General features: G+C 72.7%; 19 protein-coding genes. 10 read left to right on the plus strand and 9 right to left on the minus strand.

Annotation, left to right across the window (positions count from 1 at the left end; genetic code table 11):
* Nucleotides 1–191 precede the first annotated feature (191 nt).
* A complete protein-coding gene (locus AB0B55_RS04855; protein ID WP_357119005.1) occupies nt 192–1,082 on the plus strand; it encodes a glycosyltransferase in 891 nt (296 codons plus the stop codon).
* 22 nt (nt 1,083–1,104) lie between these two features.
* On the plus strand, nt 1,105–1,251 hold the full coding sequence (locus AB0B55_RS04860; protein ID WP_357119002.1) for an NAD-dependent epimerase/dehydratase family protein: 147 nt from the start codon (nt 1,105–1,107) through the stop codon (nt 1,249–1,251).
* 236 nt (nt 1,252–1,487) lie between these two features.
* Here AB0B55_RS04860 and AB0B55_RS04865 read toward each other — a convergent pair whose 3' ends face one another.
* Entirely contained in the window at nt 1,488–1,808 is a 321-nt protein-coding gene (locus tag AB0B55_RS04865; RefSeq protein ID WP_357170437.1) for a hypothetical protein, read from the minus strand.
* Nucleotides 1,809–1,825: 17 nt separating this feature from the next.
* On the opposite strand from AB0B55_RS04865, the gene AB0B55_RS04870 reads away from it, so the two are divergent.
* Nucleotides 1,826–2,797, plus strand: a complete 972-nt coding sequence (locus AB0B55_RS04870; RefSeq protein ID WP_357170440.1) for a DNA primase small subunit domain-containing protein — start codon at nt 1,826–1,828, stop codon at nt 2,795–2,797.
* Nucleotides 2,798–2,850: 53 nt separating this feature from the next.
* Here AB0B55_RS04870 and AB0B55_RS04875 read toward each other — a convergent pair whose 3' ends face one another.
* Nucleotides 2,851–3,333 carry an Lrp/AsnC family transcriptional regulator gene (locus tag AB0B55_RS04875; RefSeq protein WP_357119474.1) on the minus strand — a complete coding sequence of 161 codons (483 nt, stop codon included), beginning with the start codon at nt 3,331–3,333 and terminating at the stop codon, nt 2,851–2,853.
* Between the two features lie 97 nt (nt 3,334–3,430).
* On the opposite strand from AB0B55_RS04875, the gene pdhA reads away from it, so the two are divergent.
* From pdhA to AB0B55_RS04895, 4 genes are all read left to right on the plus strand, one after another.
* A complete protein-coding gene (gene pdhA, locus AB0B55_RS04880; RefSeq protein WP_357170590.1) occupies nt 3,431–4,630 on the plus strand; it encodes a pyruvate dehydrogenase (acetyl-transferring) E1 component subunit alpha in 1,200 nt (399 codons plus the stop codon).
* On the plus strand, nt 4,627–5,631 hold the full coding sequence (locus AB0B55_RS04885) for an alpha-ketoacid dehydrogenase subunit beta (protein WP_357170592.1): 1,005 nt from the start codon (nt 4,627–4,629) through the stop codon (nt 5,629–5,631). Before pdhA ends, AB0B55_RS04885 begins: the two co-directional genes overlap by 4 nt.
* Nucleotides 5,628–7,169 (plus strand): dihydrolipoamide acetyltransferase family protein, encoded by a 1,542-nt coding sequence (locus AB0B55_RS04890; RefSeq protein WP_357118997.1) that lies wholly within the window; start codon nt 5,628–5,630, stop codon nt 7,167–7,169. The genes AB0B55_RS04885 and AB0B55_RS04890 overlap by 4 nt, the downstream gene beginning before the upstream one ends.
* 136 nt (nt 7,170–7,305) lie before the next feature.
* Nucleotides 7,306–8,985: a right-handed parallel beta-helix repeat-containing protein gene (locus tag AB0B55_RS04895; protein ID WP_357119465.1), complete on the plus strand. Its 1,680-nt coding sequence runs from the start codon at nt 7,306–7,308 to the stop codon at nt 8,983–8,985.
* Nucleotides 8,986–9,101: 116 nt separating this feature from the next.
* On the opposite strand, the gene AB0B55_RS04900 is transcribed toward AB0B55_RS04895, so the two are convergent.
* Nucleotides 9,102–11,201 (minus strand): PQQ-dependent sugar dehydrogenase, encoded by a 2,100-nt coding sequence (locus AB0B55_RS04900; protein WP_357170443.1) that lies wholly within the window; start codon nt 11,199–11,201, stop codon nt 9,102–9,104.
* Between the two features lie 20 nt (nt 11,202–11,221).
* The gene (locus AB0B55_RS04905; RefSeq protein WP_357170445.1) at nt 11,222–12,196 is read right to left on the minus strand and encodes a sugar phosphate isomerase/epimerase; all 975 of its coding nucleotides are present in this window, start codon (nt 12,194–12,196) and stop codon (nt 11,222–11,224) included.
* A gap of 903 nt (nt 12,197–13,099) precedes the next feature.
* Here AB0B55_RS04905 and AB0B55_RS04910 point away from each other — a divergent pair.
* Complete coding sequence (locus tag AB0B55_RS04910) at nt 13,100–14,368, plus strand: Ig-like domain-containing protein (RefSeq protein WP_357118988.1); 1,269 nt, start codon at nt 13,100–13,102, stop codon at nt 14,366–14,368.
* Between the two features lie 121 nt (nt 14,369–14,489).
* On the opposite strand, the gene AB0B55_RS04915 is transcribed toward AB0B55_RS04910, so the two are convergent.
* A complete protein-coding gene (locus tag AB0B55_RS04915) occupies nt 14,490–15,506 on the minus strand; it encodes an SMP-30/gluconolactonase/LRE family protein (protein WP_357170448.1) in 1,017 nt (338 codons plus the stop codon).
* A 190-nt stretch (nt 15,507–15,696) separates the two neighbouring features.
* On the opposite strand from AB0B55_RS04915, the gene AB0B55_RS04920 reads away from it, so the two are divergent.
* On the plus strand, nt 15,697–16,119 hold the full coding sequence (locus tag AB0B55_RS04920; RefSeq protein ID WP_357170451.1) for an STAS domain-containing protein: 423 nt from the start codon (nt 15,697–15,699) through the stop codon (nt 16,117–16,119).
* Between the two features lie 211 nt (nt 16,120–16,330).
* Here AB0B55_RS04920 and AB0B55_RS04925 read toward each other — a convergent pair whose 3' ends face one another.
* The 4 genes from AB0B55_RS04925 to AB0B55_RS04940 form a co-directional block, all read right to left on the minus strand.
* Entirely contained in the window at nt 16,331–16,723 is a 393-nt protein-coding gene (locus AB0B55_RS04925) for an FKBP-type peptidyl-prolyl cis-trans isomerase (protein ID WP_357118979.1), read from the minus strand.
* A gap of 187 nt (nt 16,724–16,910) precedes the next feature.
* Complete coding sequence (locus tag AB0B55_RS04930) at nt 16,911–17,459, minus strand: hypothetical protein (protein WP_357118976.1); 549 nt, start codon at nt 17,457–17,459, stop codon at nt 16,911–16,913.
* 196 nt (nt 17,460–17,655) lie between these two features.
* On the minus strand, nt 17,656–18,210 hold the full coding sequence (locus AB0B55_RS04935) for a hypothetical protein (RefSeq protein WP_357170453.1): 555 nt from the start codon (nt 18,208–18,210) through the stop codon (nt 17,656–17,658).
* The gene (locus tag AB0B55_RS04940) at nt 18,207–19,277 is read right to left on the minus strand and encodes an Asp23/Gls24 family envelope stress response protein (RefSeq protein ID WP_357170457.1); all 1,071 of its coding nucleotides are present in this window, start codon (nt 19,275–19,277) and stop codon (nt 18,207–18,209) included. Before AB0B55_RS04940 ends, AB0B55_RS04935 begins: the two co-directional genes overlap by 4 nt.
* 316 nt (nt 19,278–19,593) lie before the next feature.
* On the opposite strand from AB0B55_RS04940, the gene AB0B55_RS04945 reads away from it, so the two are divergent.
* On the plus strand, nt 19,594–21,210 hold the full coding sequence (locus AB0B55_RS04945) for an Ig-like domain-containing protein (protein ID WP_357170460.1): 1,617 nt from the start codon (nt 19,594–19,596) through the stop codon (nt 21,208–21,210).
* Nucleotides 21,211–21,214: the final 4 nt, after the last annotated feature.

Genomic DNA, 21,214 nt, shown 5'->3' on the forward strand with positions numbered 1-21,214 from the left:
CGTGCGGTTCGGGCGCGACGATGATAGCCCTCGGCGTAGACGTCGTCGGACCCGTCGGCCCGGCGTCCCGGGGCAATGTCGCGACGGCCCGGCAGGCCGGCTCGCCGGTACGGGATTCGCGTGGGATGACTGATAATGTGGCCCGCGCTCGTCGCGCACGTCCACCACGCACAGTAAGGTCCGGGGAGCAGATGATTGTCGACATCATGTTGCCGTACTACGGGAGCGTGCCCCTCATGCAGGCGGCGGTGCGCAGCGTGCTGGCACAGACCGACCCGGGCTGGCGGCTGACCGTGGTCGACGACGGCACCGAGCCGGGCGTGCCGGAGTGGTTCGCGCAGATCACCGACGAGCGGGTGCGCTACCAGCGCAACGAGCGCAACCTCGGCATCACCGGCAACTTCCGCAAGTGCGTCGGCCTCGCCGAACACGAGTACCTGGTGATGATGGGCACGGACGACATCATGCACCCCAACTACGTGGCGACCGTGCGGTCGGTGATCGAGCAGTACCCGGGCGTCGGCATGGTGCAGCCGGGAGTCGAGATCATCGACGCCGACGGCACGGTGGTCAACACCATCGTCGACGAGGCCAAGCGGCGGCTCTACGCACCGCGCGTCGAGTCCCGGACGCTGATGGGTGGCGAGGATCTGGCGGCCAGCCTGCTGCGCGGCTGCTGGTTATACTTCCCGTCGATCTGCTGGCGGACGGACGCGCTCAAGGCCGTCAACTTCCGCGAGGAGCTCCAGGTCATCCAGGACCTCGCGCTGGTGATCGATCTCATCCAGCGGGGCGAGCAGATGGCGATCGACACCACCCTGTGCTTCCAGTACCGGCGGCACGCGGTGAGCAAGTCTGCCGCCGACGCGATCGCCGGCACCCGGTTCACCGAGGCACGGGCGTTCTTCGTCGACGTCGCCCGGCGGATGGACGAGCAGGGCTGGCCGCGGGCGGCCCGGGCGGCCCGCCGCTACATGTCGTCCCGGCTGCACGCCATCACGCTGCTGCCGACGGCGATCCTCGCCGGCCGAATGACCGGTGTGAAGAGCCTGTCGCGGCACGCGTTCGGGCCGGGCCGATGAGCGACCACGACCGGGGGCGGTCATGATCGTCGCGCAGCGGCAGCCGGCGGCCGGCGGGTCGCGGCGGGTGGTGGTGCTGGGCGGCACCGGTTTCCTCGGCCGCCCCATCTGCCGGGCGCTGGCCAATGCCGGGCACACCGTCATCGCGGGGCGCCCGTACCCCGCGTGACATCGGGGCGGGTGTCACGGTCCGCGCCCTGGATCTGGCCGCCGCCGCCGCCGACGTCGACGAGATCACCGCGCTGCTGCGTGACCTCGAACCGGACTTGGTGATCAACTCCGCCGGGCGGCAGGTGAAGGCTCAACGACGCGCAGTTGCTCGCCGGGCCCGCGGCGGGACTTCGTGGGCCTGAGCGACGTGGCCGCCGCCGTGCTGCTGGCCACGACCCGGCCCGCGGCGGCCGGCTACGTGATCAACATCGGTCGCGGGGTCGCCGCCAGCGTCCGTGACATGGCCCAGCTCCTCATCGACGTCAGTGGGGTGCCGACCGACCTGGTCGAGGCCGAGCAGACCGGCCCGGCCGAGTCGACCTGGCGGCGGCTGGACGTCAGGCTCGCCGCCGAGGTGCTCGGCTGGTCGCCGAGCGACGATCTGCACACCGAGACGAGCAGTTGTGGGAACACTCCGGCGCCGAGCTGTCCGCGACGCAGTCGGTCGGCGGCCCGTCGCCGCAGCAGCACGCCACGCTGGTCACCGGTCGGTAGCCCACCGGGTCCGCCCCCCACGTCGTACCCTCGGGGGCGTGGCCACGGCGGCGGAGGAGATCCGGGTGGGGGAGCGGCTGGTCCGCGTCTCCAGCCCCGACAAGCCGTACTTTCCGGAACGTGGGCTGACCAAGCTGGACGTGGTCCGCTACTTCCTGGCGGTCGGCGACGGGATCCTACGGGCGCTGCGCGACCGGCCGACCATGCTGGAACGCTGGCCGCGCGGCGTCTTCGAGGGGGCGACGATCGCCACCCGGCAGACCAACCGCGGCGACGCGTTCTACCAGAAGCGGCTGCCGGCGGGCGCGCCCGAGTGGGTGCGCACCGCGCACATCACGTTCCCCAGCGGCCGGACTGCCGACGAGGTCGCGCCGAGCGAACTGGCCGTGGTGATCTGGGCGGCCAACCTGGGCACCCTGCGGTTTCATCCGTGGCCGGTGTCCGCCCGCGACGTGGAGCGCCCCGACCAGTTGCGCATCGACCTCGACCCGCTGCCGGGCGTCGGCTTCGAGCAGGTGGTGCCGGTGGCCCGGGAGGTGCGCGCGTTCCTCGCCGAGCTGGGCATGACCGGCTACCCGAAGACGACCGGCGGCCGGGGCCTGCACGTGTACCTGTCAATCGAGCCGCGGTGGAGTTTCGGCGAGTGCCGCCGGGCGGTGCTCGCGCTGGGGCGGGAGATGCAGCGTCGGCTGCCGGACCTGGTCACCACCACCTGGTGGCGGGACCAGCGGGACCGGCCGGTCTTCGTCGACTACAACCAGATGTCCCGCGACCACACCATGGCGTCGGCGTACTCGATCCGGCCGACGCCGCAAGCGTTGGTGTCGGCGCCGTTGGACTGGGCGGAGCTGGACGACGCCCGTCCGGAGGACTTCGACGTGCTCACCGTGCCGGCCCGGTTCGCCGAGCGCGGCGACCCGCACGCCGGCCTGGACGGCGACCGGCACTCGCTGGAGCCGCTGCTGGCCCTAGCCGACCGCGAGCGCCTGGAGGCTCCGCCCGAGGTGTAAGGAAGGGCCCCTTATTAGACACCAGGCGGTAATAGGGGGCCCTTCCTTACACCTCAGGCCCAGGGGCTCTGTGTGCCCTCGAACTCTTCGAAGACCAGCCACGACCTTGTCGACAGCACCCCGGAGATGCGCTGCACCCGGTCGAGTACGACGTCCCGCAGGGCGGCGTTGTCCGGCGCCCGGACCAGGGCCAGCACGTCGTGCTCGCCGCTGAGCAGCGCGACGTGCTCGACGTAGCGCACCTGGGCCAGCTCGGCCGACACCTCCCGCCAGGTGTTCTGCTCGATCGTCAACGCCATGTACGCCGAGGTGCCCAGCCCGGCCGCCTCGGGCGCGACCTGTGCCCGGAACCCCGTGATCACGCCGTCGCGCATCAGGCGCTCGACCCGCGCGTACGCGTTGGTGCGCGAGATGTGGATCCGTTCGGCCAACGTGCGCACCGACGTACGCCCGTCGCGGACCAGCTCGTCCACGATCCGCCGGTCGACCTCGTCCAAGGCTCGGACCGATCGTCCCGCTCCGGTCGCCTGGCCCACCCCGTCTCCGGTCTCCTGGCTCACCGATCTGCCTTCCGCATGCCAGACGTCCCGCCTTCTTCGTGGATCTTGAGTCAATCATCCGTCAGGCGGAAGCATAGGCTCACCACACGTCCCAGGAGGTCCCGCCGTGACGACCACACCCCAGGCGGTCCGCAGGGCATCCCCGCGCGCCCGTCGGACGGTCACCCCGCCCGACCCGGCGCGTCCGCTGCTGCCGGACGCCGAACCGGTCCGCCTGCTCGATGAGACCGGCACGCCGCTGCCGGCCCGTACCGACTACCCGGAGCCGCCCGTCGAGGCGCTGCGGGAGCTGTACCGCCGGATGGTGCTCGGCCGCCGGTTCGACACCCAGGCGACCGCGCTGACCAAGCAGGGTCGCCTCGCCGTCTACCCGTCGTCCCGGGGCCAGGAGGCGTGCCAGGTGGCCGCCACGCTCGCCGTCCGCGACACCGACTGGGTGTTCCCCACCTACCGCGAATCGATGGCGCTGGTTGCCCGAGGCATCGATCCGGTCGAGGTTCTCACCCTGCTGCGCGGCGACTGGCACTGCGGCTACGACCCGACCCGGGTGCACACCGCGCCGCAGTGCACCCCGCTCGCCACCCAGTGCGTGCACGCCGCCGGCCTCGCCCACGGTGAGGCGTACCAGGGGCGCGACACCGTGGCGCTGGCCTTCATCGGTGACGGGGCGACCAGCGAGGGCGACTTCCACGAGGGCATCAACTTCGCCGCCGTGTTCAAAGCCCCGGTCGTCTACTTCGTGCAGAACAACAGGTACGCCATCAGCGTCCCGCTGTCCCGGCAGACCGCCGCGCCGTCGCTGGCGTACAAGGGCATCGGCTACGGGGTGCCCAGTGAGCAGGTCGACGGCAACGACCCGGTGGCCGTGCTCGCCGTGCTCACCCGCGCGGTCGCGCACGCCCGCGCCGGCAAGGGGCCGTTCCTGGTGGAAGCGCACACCTACCGGATGGAGCCGCACACCAACGCCGACGACGCCAGCCGCTACCGCGACGGCGCCGAGGTCGACGCCTGGCGGGACCGGGACCCGGTCGCCCGCCTCCAGGCCTACCTGCGCGCCCGTGGGGTGCTCGACGACGCGGCGGTCGCCGAGGTCGCCGAGCAGGCCGAGGCGTACGCCGCGGACCTGCGCGCCCGGATGAACAGCCAGCCCACGGTCGACCCGCTGAGCCTGTTCGACCACGTCTACGCCGAGCCCACCCCGCAGCTCGTCGAGCAGCGCGAACTCATCCGCGCCGAGCTGGCCGCCGCACGCGACGAGGAGGGTGACGCCTGATGGCCACCACCATGGCGAAGGCGCTCAACACCGCGCTCGCCGACGCGCTCGCCGCCGACGAGAAGGTCGTCGTCTTCGGCGAGGACGTCGGCGCGCTCGGCGGCGTCTTCCGGATCACCGACGGCCTCCAGGCACGCTTCGGCGAGAACCGCTGCTTCGACACGCCCCTGGCCGAGGCCGGCATCGTCGGCTTCGCCGTCGGCCTCGCCATGTCCGGGCTGCGGCCGGTCGTCGAGATGCAGTTCGACGCGTTTGCGTACCCGGCGTTCGAGCAGATCGCCTCGCACGTGGCGAAGCTGCGCAACCGCACCCGGGGCGCGCTCAGCGTGCCCATCGTCATCCGGGTGCCGTACGCGGGTGGGATCGGCGGGGTGGAGCACCACTGCGACTCGTCCGAGGCGTACTACGCGCACACCCCCGGCCTGAAGGTCGTCACCCCGGCGACCGTCGACGACGCGTACTCCCTGCTGCGGGAGGCGATCGACGACCCCGACCCGGTGGTCTTCATGGAGCCCAAGAAGCTCTACTTCGCCAGCGCCGACGCGGCCCTGCCGACGCGGACCGAGCCGTTCGGCCGGGCCGTCGTGCGCCGGCCCGGCCGCGACGCCACCCTGGTGGCGTACGGACCGGCGGTGCCGGTCGCCCTGGAGGCCGCCGAGGCCGCGCGCGAGGAGGGCTGGGACCTGGAGGTCGTCGACGTGCGCACCATCGTGCCGTTCGACGACGCCACCATCACCGCCTCGGTCCGGCGCACCGGTCGCTGCGTGGTCATCCAGGAGGCGCCCGGCTTCGCGGGCGTCGGCGCGGAGATCGCCGCCCGGGTGCAGGAGCGCTGCTTCCACGCGCTGCACGCGCCGGTGCTGCGGGTGGCCGGGCTGGACATCCCGTACCCGGCGCCGATGCTGGAGCACACCCACCTGCCCGGCGTGGACCGCGTCCTCGACGCGGTCGCCCGCCTGCAGTGGGACGACCAGCCCGACGCGCGTTGGGCGGCGGCATGACCACCGTCGAGCGGACCCAGGTCTTCCTCCTGCCCGACCTGGGCGAGGGGCTGAGCGAGGCCGAGATCGTCGAGTGGCGGGTCGCCGTCGGTGACGTCGTCGAGGTGGACCAGAGCGTGGTCGAGGTGGAGACCGCCAAGGCGGTCGTCGACGTGCCCTGCCCGTACGCCGGACGGGTCGTGACCCTGCACGGCGCGGCCGGCGAGGTACGCCCGGTCGGCCAGCCGTTGATCACCATCGCGCCGCTGGACGGCGGCGGCGACGAGCCCGCCGGGCACGCCACCTACCGTGAGGAGGAGCGGGCCGGCTCCGGCAACGTTCTGATCGGGTACGGCACCGGGCACGGCGGCGCGACGCGCCGTCGCCGCCGGCCGCGCCTGACCCTCGCCCCCGACCCGACCGACGCCGCGCCGACCGCCACCGGCCCGACCGGCGTTGGCGCGAGCGAGGTTGGCGCGATCGGCGCTGGCTCGGCCGCCGCCGGTCCGGTCGGTGTCGGTCCGGCCGTCACTGGCTCGGCCGTCACTGGCTCGGCCGTCACTGGCTCGGCCGTCACTGGCCCGGCCGGTACCGGCACGGTCGGGGTTGACCGGCCCGGCGCGAGTCCGGCCTCCCACTCCGCTGCCGCCGACGGTGGCGCGACGGTTGGTGCCCAGTCGTCGAGTGCCCTGGTCATCTCGCCGATCGTGCGCCGGCTGGCCCGCGAGCGCGGCGTCGACCTCGCCACCGTGCGGGGCACCGGACCCGGCGGCGTGATCCGCCGCGCCGACGTGGAGGCGGCCTCGACCGCGCCCCGGCTCGCCGCCGTGCCGGAGCCCCACGTCGCCCTGGCCCCGACCGGGGACGGCGACGTGGTCATCCCACTCACCGGCATCCGCAAGGTCATCGCCGACAAGCTCTCCCGCAGCCGGCGGGAGATCCCCGAGGTGACCATCTGGGTCGACGTGGACGCCACCGGGCTGCTGGAGACCCGTGCGGCGATCAACGCGGCGACGCCCGACGCCCCGGTAAGCATCCTGGCCCTGCTGGCCCGGATCTGCCTCAGCGGCCTGCGCCGGTACCCGCAGCTCAACGCCCGCGTCGACACCGAGGGCCAGCGGATCGTCCAGTCCGCCGGCGTGCACCTGGGTATCGCCGCGCAGACGGACCGGGGCCTGCTGGTGCCGGTGCTGCGGGACGCCCAGCGGCTCACCACCGCCGAACTGGCCGCCGCGCTGGCGGAGACCACCGCCGCGGCGCGGGCCGGGACGCTCGCGCCGGCCCGGCTCACCGGCGGCACCTTCACCCTCAACAACTACGGGGTGTTCGGCGTGGACGGCTCCACGCCGATCATCAACCACCCCGAAGCGGCGCTGCTCGGAGTGGGGCGGATCGTGGACAAGCCGTGGGTGGTCGACGGGCAGTTGGCCGTCCGCAAGGTCACCCAGTTGAGCCTCACGTTCGACCACCGGGTGTGCGACGGCGGGGTGGCCGGTGGCTTCCTGCGGCACGTCGCAGACTGCGTGGAGCGCCCGGCGCTGCTGATCGCCGCCGTCTGACGCGTACCCCCTGGGCCCCGACGTCGCCCGCGCGGCGTCGGGGCCGGCGCGTGCCCCGGGGTTTCCCGGCCGTGTCACCGGGAAGTCGGCCCCGCCGGTACGCGCCGGACGCGTCGAAGGGAGCCGACCCGTGGCCGTGGCGAACGAGCTGCTACTCAACTCGATCCGCGTCCGCCGGCCCGCCGCGGCCGGCGCGCCGCTCTACTGCGACGCCCGGGAGTACGGCCTGACCGGTGACGGCGCGACCAACGACCAGCCGGCGTTGGCCGCCCTCGTGGACCGCCTCGGTGCGGGGTACGCCTCGGACGGTCGGGCCCGCGTCATCTACTGCCCGCCCGGCATCTACTCGATCCGCGACGCCGGAACGGTGTGGCGCAGCGGCGTCTCGCTGGTCGGGGCCGGCCCGGCGGCGACCCGGTTCATGCTCAGCAACGAGGGCAACCGCGCCGACCCGACCCCACTGGCGTTCTGGACCACCGTGCAGCACGGCGCCGACCGGGACCGCCACATCGCCGACTGCACCTTCGCCGACTTCCAGATCGACGGCTCGGGCGTGGCGATGGCCGAGTACAACTACCTCGCCAAGGGGTTGGGCCTGCAGTACGTGGTGCGCGGCGTGTTCCGCAACCTCTACATCCACCACACCGCCGCCACCGGGCTGGGCTGCGACTTCCTGCAGGACTCGCTGATCGACGGCGTGGTCGTGGTCGGCTGCGGCCGACTGGACAACGGCGAGCAGATCGGCGGCGCCGGGATCGGCGTGGGCATCGGCGGGTGGGGCTCGGTGGAGCGCCTCACCATCGCGAACTGCACCACCCTCGCCAACGGCACCAACGGCATCTTCCTCGAACTGCAGAAGGACTACTGGACGCCGCCGCGTGGCTACCGCATCATCGGCTGCCACAGCCAGGGCAACCGGTTCGGCATCTCCGACTGGGGCGCCGACGGTCTCATCGTCTCCGCCTGCACCATGGCCGGCAACCTGGAGGCCGGCTTCGACATCTCCGCCCAGGGCACCGCCGGGGTGGCCGGGCGGGGTGGGTTGGTCGCCGACTGCGTCATCGACGGCAACATCCGCGACGGGGTCAGCGTCGGCAACACCCCGGGCCCGTACACCATCCGGGGCAACCGGATCAGCGGCAACGGTCAGCACGGCTACCACGCGTACGACCTCGGGCGGGGCTACCAGGGCCCGGTGCGGGACGTGGTGATCGAGAGCAACGACTTCTGGGGCAACGGGCTGGACGCCATCCGGATCGGCCACCAGATGACCGACGCGGTGCTGCTCAACAACCGGATCCGCAACAACGGCCGACAGTACGCGCAGGCCGCCAGCGGTAGCGGCGAGACCGTCCGCTACGCCGAACGGTCCGTGGTGGACCGGTCCGCGAACTGGCCGCACGACGGTCACCGCGGCAAGGTCCTGCGGGTGGGGCGGGCCGTGGCGATGGTCGCCGCGAACACCGGCGACGAACTCACCCTCGCCCCGGTGCGTCCCGACGGCATCAGCGCGTGGAGCGGGGACATCCCGCCTCCGGGGTGCGGGTACGAGCTGTCCGCCGCACCCGAGCGGCGGGCCGGCATCACCATCGACGCGGCGTTCGACTCGGCCACCATCCGCGGTAACCGGATCTGGGACAACCACGAGGACCGGACCCAGACCCACGGCCTGTGGATCACCGGTCGGGGGAGCTGCGTGGACTGCCGGGTCGAGGACAACGACCTGGCCGGCAACGCCGACGACGGGATGTGCCTGGACACCCCGCCGGTGGGCGGACGCTGGCGCGACAACCACGTCGACAACGACTGGAGCTGACCGGCGCTCGCGTCGACCGGAGCGAGGTGCCCTCCGGCCGGCAGGCCCCGGGCCGCGACGCGAGGCGGCGGCGACCGGAAGTGTCTCCGGTCGCCGCCGCCGTCACTGTCGACAGGTCAGCCGGCCAGGCCGGCCACCGGCGTGGGATCGAGCACCACGGTCGCCGTGGCGCTCTGCGGCGGCACGCCCGGCTCCGTCGGCGCGTCGGTGTACTCCGCGACGAACACCGCGGTCAGGTTGTCCGCGCCGCTGTGCCCACCGTCGAGGAAGGTGGGGATGGTGCCCGAGCAGCCGGTCGCCGTGGAGAGCGGATGCCCGTGCTCATCGTGGCCGAGCACGTAGGTGACCTTCACCCGCGAGCAGTCCACCGGAAGGTCGTCGGTGACCTTGATCTCGTACGCGACCGTCTGCCCGAACTGGAAGGGCTGCCCGGCCACCGGGGCGACGAACTCGATGACCGGCGCGGTCGGCCCGACCACCAGCGGCAGGGTCGCCGAGGCCGAGCGTCCGGTGCGGTCGGTCACCTTCAGCGTCGGCGTGTACGAGCCGTTCTCCTGGAACGTCCACGACGGATTGGGGTCGGTGCTGTCCACCGAACCGTCCGCGTCGAAGTCCCACGCGTAGCTCAGCTTGTCGCCGTCCGGGTCGGTGGTGCCGGCGCTGGAGAACGCGACGGTCAGCGGGGCCTGCCCGACGGTCGGGGTACCGCTGATCTTCGGGATCGGCGTCCGGTTGCCCCGGACGAAGTCGATCCGCGACAACTGCGCGTCCGGGTTCTCGGCGAAGTAGCCGTCGCCGTACTCCAGGACGTAGAGCGCGCCGTCCGGACCGAACTCCATGTCCATCGGGTTGTCCACCACGATCGACGGCGCCACCGGCCGGATGTCCGTGACGTCGCCGTCGGCGTCGAGGCGGAACTCCTTGATGTAGTCCCGGGTCCACTCGTAGAACAGCGGCACCCCGTCGTAGTAGGCCGGCCACCGGGTACGCGACGTGCTGGTCCCGTCGTAGTCGTACGCCGGGCCACCCATCGGGGCGATGCCGCCGGTGCCCAGCTGCGGGAACTCGGCCGAGGCGGCCGCCGAGTACCAGACCTGCGGGGCCTCGACCGGCGGCAGCACGCGCTTGCCCGTGTTGTGCGGTGAGTCGTTCACCGGGCGCGTGCAGTTGAACTTCGGACCGGACACGCCGGTGGCGAAGTCGTAGTCGCGGTAGGCGATGGTCGGCGTCACGCAGTACGGCCAGCCGTAGTTCGCCGGCTTGTCGACCACCATCCACCGGCCGTGCCCGGCCGGCCCGCGCTGCGGGTTCGCCGTGGAGGCGTCGGGGGAGTAGTCGCCCACGTACACGTCGTCGGTGCGCCGGTCGACCGCGAAGCGGAACGCGTTGCGCAGCCCCATCGCGTAGATCTCCGGTCGGGTCTGCGCGGTGCCCGGCTTGAACAGGTTGCCCGCCGGCACCGTGTACCCGCCACCGGACTTCACCTTGATGCGCAGCAGCTTGCCGCGCAGGTCGTTGGTGTTGGCCGCGGTGCGCTGGGCGTCGTACGCCGGGTTCCGGTCGGCCCGCTCGTCGATCGGGACGTAGCCGTCGGAGGCGAACGGGTTGGTGTCGTCACCCGTCGACAGGTACAGGTTGCCCTTGCTGTCGAAGTCGATCTGGCCGCCGACGTGGCAGCAGATCCCCCGGTCGGTCGGCACGTCGATGATCTGCTGCTCGCTGGCGAGGTTGAGCTTCATCCCCTCCAGCTTGAACCGGGACAGCCGCAGCGCGCCCTTGAACCGCTGCCAGTCCGCCGCGGTGCCGACCTCCGGCGCGTCCCCCTCGTTGACGTCCGGCGTGGCCGGGTCGTCCACCGGGGTGTCCATGGGTGGTGAGTAGTACAGGTACACCCACTTGTTCTGGGCGAAGTTCGGGTCGATCGCGATGCCCTGCAACCCCTCCTCGTCGTGCTGGTACACGTCGATGTCGGCGGCGAGGGTGTTGAGCCCGGTGCGCGGGTCGTGGATGCGTACCTCGCCGGTCCGGGAGGTGTGCAGCACCCGCAGGTCGGGCAGGACGGCGAGGCTCATCGGCTCGCCCGGGAAGTCGTTGAGCGTCACCTTCTGGAAGCTGCTGTCCGGTGGCGGAGCCGGCGCGGCGGTCGCCGCCGTCGTCGGCGCGACCAGGCCGGCGGTCACCAGGAGCAGGGCGGACGCGAATGCGGTTCTGTTCATCAAATAGCCCTTCACGGTGCTCAGTACCGGAGCGAGGCGAGATAGTCGAAGCCGACCCGGGCGGTCTCGAGGGCGTCGGCCGGCACCCGCGGCGAGGTGCCCGCGTCGTCGCGCTCCACGATGTACTCCTCGATGCCCGCCTCGCGCTCGTGGGCGAAGATGCGACCGAAGTCGATGACGCCGTTGCCGAGATCGGCGAAGCCACCCTCGACGTCCAGGTCCTTGACGTGCACCTGACGGATCCGCCCCCGGTTCTCCCGGATCACGTCGACCGGGTCGTGCGCTCCCCGCCAGGTCCAGTAGAGGTCCAGCTCGAAGTGGACCAGCCGGGGATCGGTCTGCCCGGTGAGGATCTCGAAGCCGGTCGAGCCGTCGGTCAGCGGCACGAACTCCAACTGGTGGTTGTGGTAGCCGAAGTCGAGGCCCGCACGCTCGGCGAGCCGGCCGGCCTGGTTGAGGTCCCGGGCCAGGGCCCGGTAGATGGCCGGGTCCCGGTACGGGCGGCCCTCGGCGTCCCGACCGAAGTACGGGTGCACGATCTTCTTGGAGCCCAGCGTGTTGGCGTCGGCCAGGGCGCGTTCCCAGGTGGCGGCGTCGAACGGCTGCGGGATACCGGTGTGCCCGGAGGTGGCCCGCAACCCGGCGGCGTCGAGCGCGGCGCGGAACTCCGCGGCCGTACGCCCGACGAAGCCGGCGTGCTCCACCCGTCGGTAGCCGATGCGACGCAGGGCGGCGAGGGTGCCCGGCAGGTCGGCGGCGAGCTGGTCGCGCAGGGTGTAGAGCTGGATGCTGATGCGGTCCACCGGCACCCGACGCCGGCCGTGGGACTGACCTGCGGCGGCGGTGTCACCGGCGGGCGCCGCGTTGGCCGGGCCGGCGAAAAGCCCGGCAGCGCCGACAGCGGCGGCGGAGACGGTCGCGGCGCGGAGCAACCCTCGCCGACTGACCGACTCGGACGCCCCGGTCGACTCCGAGCGGTTGGCCTGGTGATCCATGGTGGTGGTTCCTTCCTGACGGATGGCGTGCCGTCGGCAGCGGTCAACCGGCTGCCCGTACCGGGACGCGCCGAACCGGCCGGAGATGTGCTCCGGCGTGGACGGTGTGGACGACGCGTTATTCCGCGGTCGGCGACCCTCTGGGCGGACCGCGGCCGACCCCGGCAGGGGCGGCAGGCAGGCTGATCGACGAATGGGCAACCCTCTATCTGGAAAGCGACCTTACCCTTGACCATGGACAAAGGCAAAGCTCCCTCACGATCAGCAGAAGTTTCGCTCCACCTGACAAAAGTCCGCCCACCAGGTGCGCGACCCCAGACTCCACGCCCCGCACCCGCCGCGCCGATCTTGCACTTTCTGCGCCGACATACCGGACTTGCCTGCCGATAACGGCAACCGAAAGTGCAAGATCGGCGCGCCCGGGTGGGGTGGGGCGCGGGACTTGCTCCCTCGGGCGGGCTCAGCTGCTGCTCATGAGTTGTGGGGCTGCCAAGATCCGCGCAACATCGGGGATCTTGCTGCCTCCCGCCGGCCGGAGGCAGCAACATCGGGGAAGTTGTGCGGATCTTGACCAGCCCAGCCCAGCCCAGCCCAGCCCAGCCCAGCCCAGCCCAGCCCAGGCCAGACCGGTCCGGCCGGTCGTGTGCCTGCTGCGGCAGTCGTGCACCTAGGGCGATAGGGGCGGGAGTGGCGGCGGCGTGGTCGGACCGGACGTTGGGGTCGGCGGGCATGCGGGCGGCCGGAGAGCACCCACAACCGGCAGTGGTGCGCTTTCTCGGCAAGCGGCTCAGTGGCGGAAAATGCGTCGATAAATGCGCTCGCGATTATCTCCGAATGCCCTGAATGCTCCCGTCGAGGCGGCCAGAATATGAGTGAGGGAAGCCGAAAACGGGGGGACTGAACATGACGTCTAGGCGGCGATTGACGCTGTTGGCGGTAACTGTCGCGGCCGCACCGCTCGTGTTGGGCGGGTGCACCATCGGTCGGGACCCGGTGGCCGGGCCGGCCAAGCGGCACGCCGCGCCGCCGGAACTCACCGTCACGCCGGGCGACAAGACCCGCGAGATCCCGGTCAGCGCCGAGGTCGGCACGGTGGTCAAGGGCGGACGGGTCACGGCTGTCCGACTCACCGACGACAAGGGCGCGCAGGTCAAGGCGGAGCCGCGTGAGGATGGCTCGGGTTGGGTGCCGAGCGCGCCGCTGCAGCCCCGGCGCACGTACACCGCGGAGGTGACGGCGACCGGCGACTCGGGTGCGACGACGACGCGGACCACCACGTTCACCACGATGGCCACGTCGACGAAGCCGCAGGTGACCAGCACGCTCTATTTCGTCGGCAACCGGACGTACGGTACTGCCATGCCGGTAACGGTGGCGTTCGACCCGGCAATTCCGAAAGAGGCCAGGGCGGATGTGCAGCGCCGGTTGTTCGTGAAGACGAATCCGCCGCAGCCGGGCACCTGGTCGTGGCTGGACGACGGGAGTCAGGTCTATTACCGGGCACCCGATTTCTGGCGACCCGGGACGACGATCAGCGTCCGGGCCGGTCTGCAGGGGCTGCCGATCGGTAAGAAACTGATGGGGGACGCCGAGCGGACCGCCACCTCGAAGATCGGCAAGCAGGTCTCCTTGGAGATCGACAACGCCACGAAGCAGATGTCGGTGCTGCGCGACGGCAAGCTGGTCCGCCGGATCCCGGTCAGCCTGGGCAAGCCGAGTACGCCGAGTTCCAGCGGCAAGATGGTGATCATGGAGAAGCACGAGCGGACCACCTTCGACACCCGGGGTGAGCCGAACGGCGGCTACGTGGTCGACGTCGACGACGCCCAGCGGCTCACCTGGGGCGGCGAGTTCATCCACTCGGCGCCCTGGTCGGAGGGCGAGCAGGGCTACACCAACACCTCGCACGGCTGCGCGAACGTCTCCGCCACCGCCGCCGACTGGCTGATGGGCGTGACCCAGGTCGGCGACCTGGTCACCGTCAAGGGCACCGAGGTCGAGTTGCAGCCCGGCAACGGCTGGACGGCGTGGAACGTGAGCTGGGACGAGTTCGTCCGGGGCAGCGCGTTGCCGGTGCCTCCGGGGCTCAAGCCCGCGCCGGCCGCCCCGGCGCATCCGGGGGCGGTCGCCGGCGGGTCGCCCGCCCCGGCGCCCTCGGTGAGCGGCCGCTGACAGACACCCTTCGGGCCGGTCCACCCACGCGGTGGGCCGGCCCGCTCGCCTTCGCGGGGGCGGGGACCGCCGCCGTCGGGGCCGGCCGCCGCCCGGGGGCGTCGGGCGCGGGCCAGGCTCGTCACCCCAGGGGTACGCGGGCCACGCCGGACCCGGTGAGGCTGCCCAACCAGAGGTGGTCGCCGTGCTGTCGTACCCCGGTGATCATCGGGTAGTGCCCGGCCGGGCCGTGCAGCGTACGACGGACCGTGCCCTCGCCGTCGACGAGCGCGACCAGCCCGTAGCGGCGTGGCTGCGGCTGCATGGCGTCGGGCAGCAGCGCGGCGAGCTGGCGCAGCCGTGGGTGCGGCAGCAGCCGTTCGGCGAGGGGCACGCGGGGGCTGGGCAGGGCGATCCAGTACGTGCCGTCGCCCACGGCGCAGAGATTGTCCGGGTACGCGGGCAGGTCGGCGAGCACCCGCACCCCGCCGCTCAGCTCGACGCGCAGCAGCCGGTGGGTGGTGGTCTCCACCAGCATCAGCGCCGACTCGTCGGGCGTCAGGGCGATGCCGTTGGGAAAGTACAGCCCCTCGGCCACGACCTCGGTGCGCCCACTGCCCGGGTGGTGGGCCAGCACCCGGCCGTTGGGGCGGTGCTCCAGCAGGTCCCGTTTCCAGTGCGAGACCGGAAACCGGTCCGACGAGTCGGTGAAGTAGACGGTGCCGTCGCGGGCCACCGTCGCGTTGTTGGCCAGGTGCACGGGCGGCGCCGTCCCGGTCAGCTCGCGGACCGTTCCGTCCGGCGTGACCCGTAGCAACCCGCGGTACGCGTCGCAGACGACCAGGGCCTCCCCGGACGGGTCCAGCTCGATGCCGAGCGGCCGGCCGCCGGTCTCGGCCAGCAGCCGTCCCCGGGTGCCGGCCGGCGCGTCGACCGGCCACCACCAGAGGTTGCCGTCCTCGTCGCCGCTGACGACCCGACCGGACGGGTCCACGAGCACGTCCTCGGGCCCGACGGCGCCGTCGGGAAGGGGCAGGAGGTCGACCTGGTCGAGGCGGCGATCGGTGGCCGCCCACACGCCGCGAAGCGGAGGCGGAACGGTGGCCGGTTCGCGGACGGGCCGGATCAACCGTGGCGGCCGGGGGCGGGGGATCACCATCGCCCCATTCTCCGACGCTGATGCGGGGCGTGCCCGGTACGGCGCGCCACCTGGTCGTTCGGCCGACCCCGACGCCCCTGGCCTCCACCCTCGGGCGGATGAGGGGAAGTCTGGGGGATGACCCTGGACGTACCCGGAATCACTCCCCGGACGGGCGAAACTGTCGGTGGTGGGGGCTAGATTTCAGGGCATGGAAGAGCGCAGCGACCGGATCGACGTGCAGGTCAGCGTGGGTGACCAGGCGGTCCAGGTGCGGGTGGCCGGTGAGGTCGACATCGCCACCGTGGCCGTGTTCCGGTCCGCGCTGTGGTCCGCGCCGGCGCGTCCGGTCGTCCAGCTCGAGCTGTCCGGGCTCCGGTTGCTCTCCGCCGCCGGGGTGCGGGCCCTGCTGGCCGCGCATCTGCGCGTCCGGGCCCGGGGCGGCGAGCTGGTCGTGGTCGATCCGACGCCGGCGGTGGCCCGCGTATTGCGCGCCACCGGCCTGCACCGGGTGATGCCGATCCTCGAGCCCGCCCGGGTGGTCGAGGCCGCCCGTCGTGCGGCGCCGGCCGATCTGGCCGTGCCCGTCCGCCGTCCGCCGGCCGCGCCCGGTGACCTGGTGCTGGCGGCCTGACCCTGACCCTGACCTGGCCGAGCGCCGAGCGGCCGAGCGCCGTTGAGGTGCCGAGGCGCGGGGCCGTCTGACTGGACACGCCGTGACCGAAGGCCGGGGGGCGCTGACGTGCTAGGCAGCGGGGCCGTCTGACGCCGACCTGCTGTCGCCCGGGTCTGACGTGCGAAGGGGCCGCCCGGCGTCGAGCCGGACGACCCCCGCGAGGTGTCGGTCAGCGCACGCCGAGCAGGTCGACGATGAAGATCAGCGTCTCGCCCGGCTTGATGACGCCGGCGGCGCCACGGTCGCCGTACCCCAGGTGCGGCGGGATGGTGAGACGCCGCCGGCCGCCGACGCGCATGCCGGCCACGCCCTGGTCCCAGCCGGCGATGACCTGACCGCCGCCGAGCGGGAACTCGAACGCCTCGCCCCGGTTCCACGACGAGTCGAACTCGCCGCCCGTGGAGTGCGACACGCCGACGTAGTGGACGCTCACCAACTGGCCGGGCTCGGCCTGCGGGCCGTCGCCGACGGTGATGTCCTCGATCACGAGGTCGGCCGGCGGCGCACCCTCGATCGGACCCACCTCGGGCTTGCCCGATCGGGCGCCTGCTGCCTGGTTCATGCGGGATCTCCTGCCGTGTTGCGGTGATGTGTCCGGTCACCGTCGATCCTGCCGGATCGCCGACGGCCGATGTACGCCACACCCGTGAACCGACTGCGGATGATCGACACGGTTCCCCACGGGCCCACGGGCGCACGCGCACGTTCGCGGGCGTCACCCCGGAGGGTGACGCCCGCGTCGGAGGGGCTCACCGGAGCCAGGGCGCCTGCCGGACGATCGGCAGCTTCGCCCACACCTTCCCGAGGCCCCAGGTGTCGCCGGCGTTGACCAGCGCCAGGGCGGCCAGCACCGCGGCGTAGATCAGGTGGTCGTCCATGAAGAGGTTGTTCTCCGGGGGCAGGACGGCGGTCCACATGAGGACCAGCAGCAGTCCGCCGGCTACGGCCGCGACCCGCATGCCGACACCGAGCAGGAGCGCGACGCCGATCCCGGCGAGGCCGACCATGAACAGCCAGTCCGCCCAGGCGGCGCCGGCGATGTTCGTGTACATGTCCTTGAACGGACCGGCGACCCCGAAGGTGAGGAAGCCCTTGGTGGGGCTGCCCCCGTTGATCCAGGCGTTCTTCGACTCGGTCTCGTGGCCGAGGCCGAACAGCTTGTCGAGGAATGCCCAGAGGAAGATCCAGCCGAGCGCCATCCGGGTGCCCGCCAGGACGTACCGGGCGGCCTTTGCTCGGGTGGTGTCGGTCGCCGCAGCGGGGGTCCCGGCGGTGGTCCGGTCGATCGTCGTGGTCATGGTGTCCACGTCCCTTCTCAGCCTCGCACCGCGCTTCCCGGTGGCACCTCCAGTGGACGCCCTCGGCCCCTCGGGGCGGCAGGGCCGACCGGACCGCACCGGCCCGGGACCTTGGACCCCTGACGGCTGGGCCGGGTGGCACCGCGGCGGGGTGGTCGGCCGTCGGGCCGCGCGCTGACCCGTACGGACGCTCGGCTCACGGCCGGTCCGGCTCGATCCGGGCCGTCACGTCGAGGTGCGCGGGTGCGCAGCCGGCCGTCGTGGCGAACCGGCGGACGGCGGCGTGGACGTGCTCGCGGACCCGCGCGGCGGGGGCGTCGCTGCTCAGGTCCACCTGGACCCACACGTCGGGTCGCGGTGGCGGGCCGGTGAGCACGACCCGGGCGCGGCGTACCCCGGCCGCCCGGACCAGGTCCCGTTCCAGGGCGCGTACGAGCACCTCGGTGGCGAGCCGGGTGCGACCGGGACGGTTCCCGGCGTGGCTCAGCATGCCCCGCAGGGGCCGGTCGGGTCGGCGTACCGTCCGGTGCAGCAGGCGCTGGCCGGCGACGGCGGTCAGCAGCCCGGCCACCGCGGCGGCCAGGGTGCTCCAGGGCGTCGCCAGCCGCCACGCGTCGACCAGGCCGCCGCCGAGCAGGACCGGGTCGCCGCCCGACAGCGCGCCGGCGCCGATCGTCAGCGCGGTCGCCCCACCGGCCACCAGCAGCAGCGCGACGATCGTCCACAGCAGGCGATGTGCGGCGTCGGTCATGCCGGTCCCCGGGAGGGCAGCAGTCGGATCTCGACTCGGTCGACGCGCGGGCGGGCGAGCCGGCGCAGCTCCTGGCGCACGGCGAACTCGACCTCGGCGCGGGCCGCGGGGTCGCCGGTGGCGTGCAGCCGGGGGCGCCACCGGTCGCCGTGCCGTCGGACGCGCACTCTCGTCCGGCGTACGCCCGGCACGGTGTCCACCGCCTCGGTCAGTCGACGTTCCACACACCGTCGGCGCAGGTGCCAGCCGTCGCGTTCGTCGACCCGCAGCCGGACCGGCGTCCACCGACGCAGTTGAGCGGCCAGGACGACGAGGCCCAGCAGGACGGCCGCACCGGCCGCCACCCGCACGCCCGGATCGGCCCAGCGGGTGCTGGTCAGCGCCTCGTGCCAGCCGGGGCGGACGAGCAGCGGCGTCGGTACACCGAGCGTCACCAGCAGCGCCTGCGCGGCCAGCAGGGCGCCGCCGGCGAGCAGGACCACACCGAGCAGGAATGAGGCCGCCCGGTTGACGGTCGCCATGGTCAGCTCTCCCCGCGTGGTCGAGGGGCGGAGAGTGGCCTCGTCCGAGCCGGGCACCACGAGATCCCGCACCGTGATCGTCACCGCGACGACGGTGTGGCCGGTGTCGGCGTACACCCGGTCGGCGACCGCGCGCCGGACCGCGTCGGCGACGGCGGGCAGGTGGTGTCCGTACTCGGTGATGAGGTCGAGGTCGAGGCCCACGGTCCGGTCGTCCACGCGGACGGTGACCGGGCGGACGTCGCGGATGCCCGGCACCCGGCCGGCGGCGGCGACGGCGCTCCGACCGACCTGCGCTGCCGCGTCCGTGTCGCGGCGCGGTGGTTCGGCGCCAGGCAGCGCGTCGCCGGCCGGCGTGGCCCGGGTGGAGGTGGGCCGCCCGGGAAGCCGGTGGTGTCGTTCCGCCCGATCGGTGGTCGGTCGACGGCGGATGGTCGGCTCGCCGGCCGGTCGCGGGTGCCGGGGCCGGCGCGGATGCTCCCCCTCGCGTCGGCGGGGACGCGGCCCGCTCGCGGCGAGGGCGCCGAACCGCAGCTGTCGCGACATGCTCCGACCTCCCAGCCGATCCGCTTCGGGCGACCTCGCTGGATACACCCCGGCAGGTCGACTGGAACGCGACAGCAGTGTGATACAGGTCACAGTCGGCTGCCGACGTGGCGTGGTCCGTGTCCCCTTCACGCGCTTCTACCCGGTTGTAATACGCGTCTGAGGAGGCCGCCATGCGTGTACCCGGGCGCGGCCAGCGGCGGGGAAGGGCGTCGACGCCCTTCCCCGGGGTGGCGACGCAGCCCTGCGCGCCTTGACGTCCGACACCGGCCGGGGCGACGATTCCAGTGACGAATATCGATGACGGGGGTCGTTGATGAGAAATCGGGTTGTCTCGCTGGCTGTCGTGGCGCTCGTCGCCGTCACGGGTGCTCTCGCCGTGGTTCTCCCGGCCTCCGCCGCCAGCGGGTGCGCGGCGGAGCTCCTGGTCTACGCCCGGTACTCGTCGATGCTGCGTGGCGAACTCAGGGTGCACAGTTTCGGTCGGCCGCTCGCGGAGTGGACGCTGCGGTTCCCGCTGCGCTACCCGACCGAGCAGATCAAGAACGTCGAGGGCGTGCTCTGGGAACAGCACGGCGCGCAGGTCACGATCCGTAACCTGCCCGGTGTCACGCTGCCGGCCGACAAGACGGTGTCCTTTCCGTATGCCATGACGCACGGGGTGGTCTGGACCAGCCAGCCGCAGGAATTCACGCTCAACGGCGTCACCTGCACGACCTCCGTGCCCGCGCCTCCGCCCCCGTCGAGCCCACCGCCGACTTCGCCGAGTCCGCGGCCGAGCGGGTCGCCCAGCCCCACCCCCGACCCGAACCGTCCGTCCGTGCGGATCATCAAGCCCGAGGAGGGCGACCACTTCTTCGCCCCGGCCACCATCACCGTGGAAGCCGCCGCCACGGCCGCGCCCGGCCGACGGATCACCCGCGTCGAGTTCTTCGGCTGGGGCAGCTGGTCGGACAGGATCTCGCTCGGCACCGACACCACCGCGCCGTACACCGCACGGTGGCGTGATCTGCCGGCCGGCCTCTACACCGTGAATGCCCAGGTGTACGACGACCAGGGCGCGACGCTGAGCAGCGAGAGGAGCGTTTCCGTACGGGTGTTGACACCGGGCGAGGAGCGGCAGGCGCCGTACGTCAGCGTGGTGCGCGACCAGCTCTGGGGCATCTCCCCGGTCATCGACACGGCGGCGCCCCGACGCCTGACGCCGCTCGCGCGCACCGGAGCGGAGGCCCGTTGCGTGCAGGGGCGCGGCATCTGGGACGGCCCGGTCGACGCCACCGCCGTGGCCGGGCTCGCCGCACGCGGCGTGCAGGCGGTGTACATCCCCCTCAACGAGGCCTGTTGGCTGGGCCTGTCGTACGTCGACCCCCGCTACGGCGGGGAGCCGTACCGGCAGGAGATCGTGGCGTACACACAACGGTTGACGACCGCCGGCATCACGCCCATCGTCGCGCTCGCCTGGAGCCACGGCCGCTACACCGGGCCGGGGGCGACCTGCCGGGACGAACGCGCCGTCTGCGCCAAGCCGATGCCGGACGCCGCGTACGCGATCGAGTTCTGGCAGAGCGTCGGTCAGGCCATCTTCGATGAGACGGTGGTGTTCGACCTGTTCACGGCCCCGTACCCGGATCGGGCCATCGCCGACCCGGCACTGGCCTGGACGTGCTGGCGCTCGGGCGACCAGGCGTGCGCCGCGCTCGGCTATCCGACGGTCGGCATGCAGCAGTTGCTGGCCGCGCTCCGAAGCGGTTCCCGGAGCGTGGCGCTGGCCAGTGGCCTGAACGGCGGCAACGACCTGTCCCAATGGGCCGCGTACGTGCCGGACGACTGGTTCTACAACGTCGCGGCGGCGTGGCGGCCGACAACGCCCGGGGGCTGCCACCCGCCGACCCTGCCGCAGGCGCCCGTCGTCGTCACGGCCGTCTGCCGCTAGCGCG

Origin of the sequence: Micromonospora sp. NPDC049107, from assembly GCF_040648595.1 — a bacterium.
Taxonomy (GTDB): domain Bacteria; phylum Actinomycetota; class Actinomycetes; order Mycobacteriales; family Micromonosporaceae; genus Micromonospora.